This window comes from Dyella sp. 01N36, assembly GCF_056399745.1.
The window spans coordinates 1-5,858 of the sequence record NZ_JBFTRY010000202.1 but is presented as its reverse complement, the minus strand read 5'-3'; the positions used below and the strand labels follow the sequence as shown (position 1 = coordinate 5,858).

Below are 5,858 nucleotides of genomic sequence, written 5' to 3'. Positions count from 1 at the left end.
CCTTCAAGGGCACCGGCTCGGTGTCCGCTCCGTTGGCCACCCACACCGTCGCCGTTGCCGGCGATATCTCCAGCGGCGGCGCCGTCGCTTGGACTTGCACGACTGGCACCATCAAGGGTCGCTACCTGCCGCAGGTCTGCACCTCCACCGCGGGCAACTAATATCCCGCGACAACCAGTGCGCTGGTTCGCTGTTCAGAGACCCCTCCCTCGGAGGGGTCTTTTTTATCTGCCATAGGCATGGCCAACCGGCCATGATGCGGGCACCGGCTAGATAAATGCGTCTCGCCTCCCGCCGCCAAACGACCACACACCGCACTGGCCACATGTCCTCGATCGCTCAACCTACAATCACACGCGCGTGGCTATGGCTAGTTGTCGTGCTGGCCGTTGGCGCAGCACTCTACTGGCCAGCGCTACGTGGGCCGTTTCTATTTGATGATTTCCCCAATCTTGGCGCGTTGACCAGCATCGACCACGTATCGAGCTGGCGCGACCTGGGTATCTATCTATCGCAACCGCGGGACTTTCCCGGGCGTCCGCTGGCGATGTTGAGTTTTCTGCTTCAGAAGCAGGACTGGCCTAACGCGCCGTTCCCGTTCAAGTTGGTGAACCTCGGGCTACACCTCGGCTGCGGCTACCTGGTGTTCTTGCTGACGAAACGCTTGTCGCAGTCCATCGTCCGGGAGGGGGGCGCGCCAATTCGTCCGGGCACTCATGAACTTGCCGCTCTCCTAGCCACGGCAGCGTGGCTGCTGAATCCCATGGCGCTATCTGGCGTGGTGCTGGTTGTCCAGCGCATGACAGTACTGATGGCTCTATTCACTCTGCTGGGCTTGCTCGCCTACCTGCGTGGCGTCTTGCGCGTGGATATGGCCGAGCTGCGTCGTGCAACCTGGATCGCGACTGGCCTAGGCCTCTGCACAGCGCTGAGCTTCCTATGCAAGGAAAACGGCATTCTCCTGCCCATTTACGCGCTGGCCCTGGATGCCACCGTGCTCCGCACGGCGGCGGGCAGACTGCCCCGTTCATTGCAATCGCTCCGACGCCTCTTGATATGGCCCGTCACGCTTTTTGTGCTGGGCTATCTGGTACGTGCGGGTTACAGCGCCTGGGGCCTGTCGGGCTCCCACGACTTCACGCTAGGCGAGCGCTTGCTCACCGAGCCGCGCGTACTGCTCAGTTATATCGGCAATACCTTCCTGCCGCGTTTCGGCGTCTACGGGCTCTATCACGACGACTTTGTCGTCTCCCATAGCCTGATGGCGCCGCTCAGCACAGCGCTTTGCATCACGCTGCTGGTCGCGGTTCTGGTGATCGGATTTGCCTCGATGAGACGCCGTCCGCTGCTAGCTCTGGCGATACTTTGGTACTTCGCCGGACAGCTGATCGAAAGCTCCACGGTGATGCTGGAACTGTATTTTGAACATCGCAACTACGTGCCATTGATCGGCGTAATGATGGCAATCGGCATCGGCATGACACGGCTTCACGTGGCCGCGCAACGCAAACTCGCTCAACTAGCCTACGGCACATGGCTGCTCGCCTGCTGCCTTGCCACCACCCTCAGCGCGCGCGTCTATGCATCGGAAAACGTGCTGGCTACCGCATGGGCCCAAGCGCAACCGGACTCCGCCCGCGCCCAGATCTATCTGGCAGACCGTCTGACGCAAAGCGGACACCTGGATCAAGCCATGAGCATTGTTTCCGCAACGCAGATGCGTCACCCAAAAAATGCCGGCCTGGCGGCCAACCGCATCTATCTGCTTTGCAAAATGGGCACCCTGGGCGCCAGCGACATCGACGAACTGGACCATGTGTTGCGCTCGGCCCCCTTTGACYGCGCCGCTTTTGAGAACATGGACACTTTGCGCGAATTGGCCGCGAGCCGGCAGTGCCCGGTCCTGGACGACGCCCGCTGGAACAACAGTGCCGATACCCTGCTGAGCAACGCCGCGTATCGCGACAACAACGTCTCCAACGGATTTCTCCACTACCAGAAGCATCTTTGGGCTGTGCAACATGGCGACCTGAATATGGCCATCAGTGAGCTGGATGCCGTCTATCGAGTCGACCCCGACGCCAATATCCCCCGGCTGCAGGCGAAATACCTGGTCAGTGCAGGGTTACGCACCCAGGCCATCGATGTGTTGCGCGAAACCGACACCCACCGGCTGCCCCTGCTGAGACGGCTACTGGTCAACGACAAGGCCATCAATGAGCAAGCCATCGTCGACATCCAGCATGTGAAATAAACGGCCAATGGCGCCGGCCTGGTTTCTGGTACATGGGTACTTCAAGGCTCCCAGATGCGGGACGATTGCCCCTCATCCATAATTGATGCACTACTGGGCATTCATTGCCCTCCAACGGATGAGCACGTGGTCAATCAAGCAATGTCACCCACTATCCGCTACCGCCAGCACGGCTATGTCCTTCTTGCCTTGGCTCTTCTGCTCACTGTGATCATCTACTGGCCAGGCCTCACAGGCGGCTGGCTGTTCGATGATTTTCCCAACATCGTCAACAATCACGCCGTACAGCCCAGCAAATTCGATTTCCGAACACTGGTCAACGCCGCACTATCGGCACCCGCCAGCGAATTCAAGAGACCGCTGGCATCGCTCAGTTTCGTCGCCAACTACGCGATGACTGGCATGAGCGCGTGGAGCTGGAAGGCCACCAACCTAGCCATTCATTTGCTAAATGGGGTGCTGGTATTTGCGCTGACGCGCATGTTGGTACTTCGGGCTGCGGCAACCATTCACCAGAGCTTCCTTGAACGCGCCAATCTCACCGCGGCCTGTGTTACCGGCGCGTGGATGATTCTGCCCATCAACCTCACCGCAGTCCTATACGTTGTCCAACGCGAGGAGAGTCTGGCAAACCTGTTCGTCTTGCTTGGCTTGATCGGCTATAGCGCGGGCAGGATATCGATGCTGGACCCGGCTGCCTTTGGCCGCCGGTGGCGAGGCTTCTTACTTTGTTGCCTCAGCCTCACCGTGCCGACCATCATCGGCCTGCTCGCAAAAGAGACGGCGGTGATGCTTCCCTTGTATGCGCTATGCGCCGAGTGGGCGCTGTTTGCACCAACAACCCGGGCAAACCACCCTGAAGAGCGCCAAGAGGCACAGAATCGCTACGACTGGCGCGTAGGAGCCCTATTCGCGGTGACGTTGCTGTTGCCGGCCGCAATTGGAGTTGCCTGGTTGCTGCCTGGCCTTCTCAACCCGGCCACGTGGGCGACGCGTGATTTCACACTTGGCACGCGCCTCCTGACGGAAGCACGCGTGGTCATGTCCTATTTGATATGGACGTTGGTTCCTACGCCGCAGGCACTGTCGTTCTATCACGACCAGTACCGCATCTCGACCGGTTTGCTTACACCATGGACGACGCTCGCCAGCATGCTGGCGCTCCTGGCACTGCTCGGGTTGGCCGCGCGCACGCGCGCACGTTTTCCTCTGGCCGCATTGGGCATCCTGTGGTTCCTCAGCGGCCACCTCCTGACCGGCACCATTCTTCCACTGGAACTGGTCTACGAACATCGAAACTACTTCGCCAGCTTCGGAGTCATGCTGGCCCTCGTCCCCGTACTGACCGCGCCAACCGCAAAAAAGCTACAAGGCTCCAACAACACGAAAGGTTCTCCAGCAACGCTACCGCTCGGCTTGCCACGCTATGTCTTGTTCGGCGGGTTGGTGCTCTGCTGGTTGACACTCACCTTTGTCACCGCGTTTGCCTGGGGCGACACCTTGAGACAAGCACGCGAATTTGCGTCACGTGCTCCTGACTCCCCTCGCGCCATGTATGAACTTGGTCGCACCTACATCATCTACTCGAACTATGACCCCGCCTCGCCGTATAGGAACTTGGCTTACGACGCTTTGGAGAAGGCCGCAGCCCTACCCGAATCGTCCATCCTTCCCCAGCAAGCGCTGATCTTCATGAATGCACGCATGCACGCTCCACTGGAGGACCGTTGGTGGGACAGCATGATTGCCAAACTCAAGGCAAGAAAGTCCACGGTTCAGGATGAAAGTTCGCTCGAAGAGTTGAGCTCCTGCCAAACCAACGGGGAATGCGACCTACCCAAGCAGCGCATGCTGGATGCCTATCTGGCCGCCCTGTCCCATCCCAATCCGAGTGCAAGGTTGCTGAACATGTACGGCATGTACGCCTGGGAAGTGTTGGCCGACCACAACCTTGCCGTGCTGATGCTGCAAGATGCCGTCAGCGCCAATCCAAAGGAACCGGCGTACCGCATCACCCTGGTTCGYATGCTGACCGATGCTGGGCGCCTTGATGAGGCCCAACAAGCATTGATCGGCCTTCAGACATTCAATCTTGCTGGCCACATGGATGAGGGTATTGCCACCCTAAATGCACGTATTGCGGCAAAGCAGAAGAGCGAAGTGCAGCACGCGCATAGCAACTGAGCTCTATATCGCCGCACAAGGTACGCCACGCTCCCCGTGCATCAAAAGCCGTATTATGTCCCCTCCTACGAATTGCAAATATCGCCAATGAAACGGGCTCTTATATCGGGAATCACTGGTCAGGACGGCGCCTATCTTGCCGAGCTTCTGCTCGCCAAGGGCTATGAGGTCCACGGAATCAAGCGCCGTGCGTCGTCATTCAACACTGATCGAATTGATCATCTTTACCAAGACCCGCACGACGAACATCGTCGGTTCTTTTTGCACTATGGCGATCTGACGGATGCGACCAACTTGATTCGCATCATTCAGCAGGTGCAACCCGACGAGATTTACAACCTCGGCGCTCAAAGCCACGTCCAAGTTTCCTTCGAGACCCCCGAATACACGGCGAATGCTGACGGGCTGGGCACGCTACGCATGCTGGAAGCCATACGCATCCTAGGGCTCGAGCAAAAGACCAGGTTCTATCAGGCGTCGACGTCCGAACTCTACGGCCTGGTTCAAGAAACGCCGCAGAGGGAATCGACCCCATTTCATCCGCGCTCACCCTATGGCGTAGCAAAACTCTACGCCTATTGGATCACGGTGAACTACCGTGAAGCGTATGGCATGTATGCCTGYAAYGGCATYCTGTTCAATCACGAGTCGCCATTGCGCGGGGAGACATTCGTTACTCGCAAGATCACCCGTGCGATCTCGCGCATCCATCTTGGCCTGCAAGAATGCCTCTATCTGGGTAACCTCGATGCCCGGCGCGACTGGGGGCATGCTCGAGACTATGTAGAAGCGCAATGGCTCATGCTTCAACAGGAGCAGGCTGAAGACTTCGTGATTGCCACGGGAGTTCAGCACTCGGTCCGCGAGTTTATTGACAAAGCAGCGGGCTCGGTCGGGATCCAGATTGACTGGGTCGGAAACGGCGCGAACGAGCGCGGCATCGTTTCGTCGGCGCCAGCCGATTCCGTCGTGCACCCGGGTCAACAGATCGTTGCCATCGACCCGCGCTATTTCCGTCCCGCAGAGGTCGACACGCTGCTCGGTGATCCAACAAAGTCCAGGCAAAAGCTGGGCTGGCAGCCGAAAATTGGGTTTGAGTCGCTTGTCCAAGAGATGATGCACGTGGACTTGGACCTCGCCAAGCGAGATCTTCTGGTCAAACATGCCGGGTTTGTATCGGCAGAACGTCATGAGTGAGGCAATCATGGACACTCACGCCAGAATCTACGTTGCTGGCCATCGCGGCCTGGTGGGCTCGGCGATCGTGCGGCACCTGCTGGCAGAGGGCGCGGACCATCTATTGCTGAGAACGCATGCTGAAGTCGATCTGACTCAGCAGGAACAAGTCGAGCGTTTTTTTGAGCGCGAAAAGCCCGAATACGTCTTCCTAGCTGCCGCCAAGGTGGGAGGCATTCATGCC

5 protein-coding genes are annotated in these 5,858 nt (G+C 58.7%); all 5 read left to right on the top strand.

Annotated features, from left to right (window positions below; all coding sequences use genetic code 11):
- Window positions 1-20 precede the first annotated feature (20 nt).
- A complete protein-coding gene (locus AC1DMG_RS18990) occupies window positions 21-161 on the top strand; it encodes a pilin (RefSeq protein WP_477180908.1) in 141 nt (46 codons plus the stop codon).
- Between the two features lie 164 nt (window positions 162-325).
- Window positions 326-2,254 carry a hypothetical protein gene (locus tag AC1DMG_RS18985; RefSeq protein WP_477180907.1) on the top strand — a complete coding sequence of 643 codons (1,929 nt, stop codon included), beginning with the start codon at window positions 326-328 and terminating at the stop codon, window positions 2,252-2,254.
- Between the two features lie 126 nt (window positions 2,255-2,380).
- Entirely contained in the window at window positions 2,381-4,438 is a 2,058-nt protein-coding gene (locus AC1DMG_RS18980; protein WP_477177969.1) for a tetratricopeptide repeat protein, read from the top strand.
- A gap of 87 nt (window positions 4,439-4,525) precedes the next feature.
- Window positions 4,526-5,635 (top strand): GDP-mannose 4,6-dehydratase, encoded by a 1,110-nt coding sequence (gene gmd / locus AC1DMG_RS18975; protein WP_477177968.1) that lies wholly within the window; start codon window positions 4,526-4,528, stop codon window positions 5,633-5,635.
- The coding region (locus tag AC1DMG_RS18970) for an NAD-dependent epimerase/dehydratase family protein (protein ID WP_477180906.1) at window positions 5,628-5,858 on the top strand (231 nt) is incomplete at its 3' end. The genes gmd and AC1DMG_RS18970, both read left to right, overlap by 8 nt.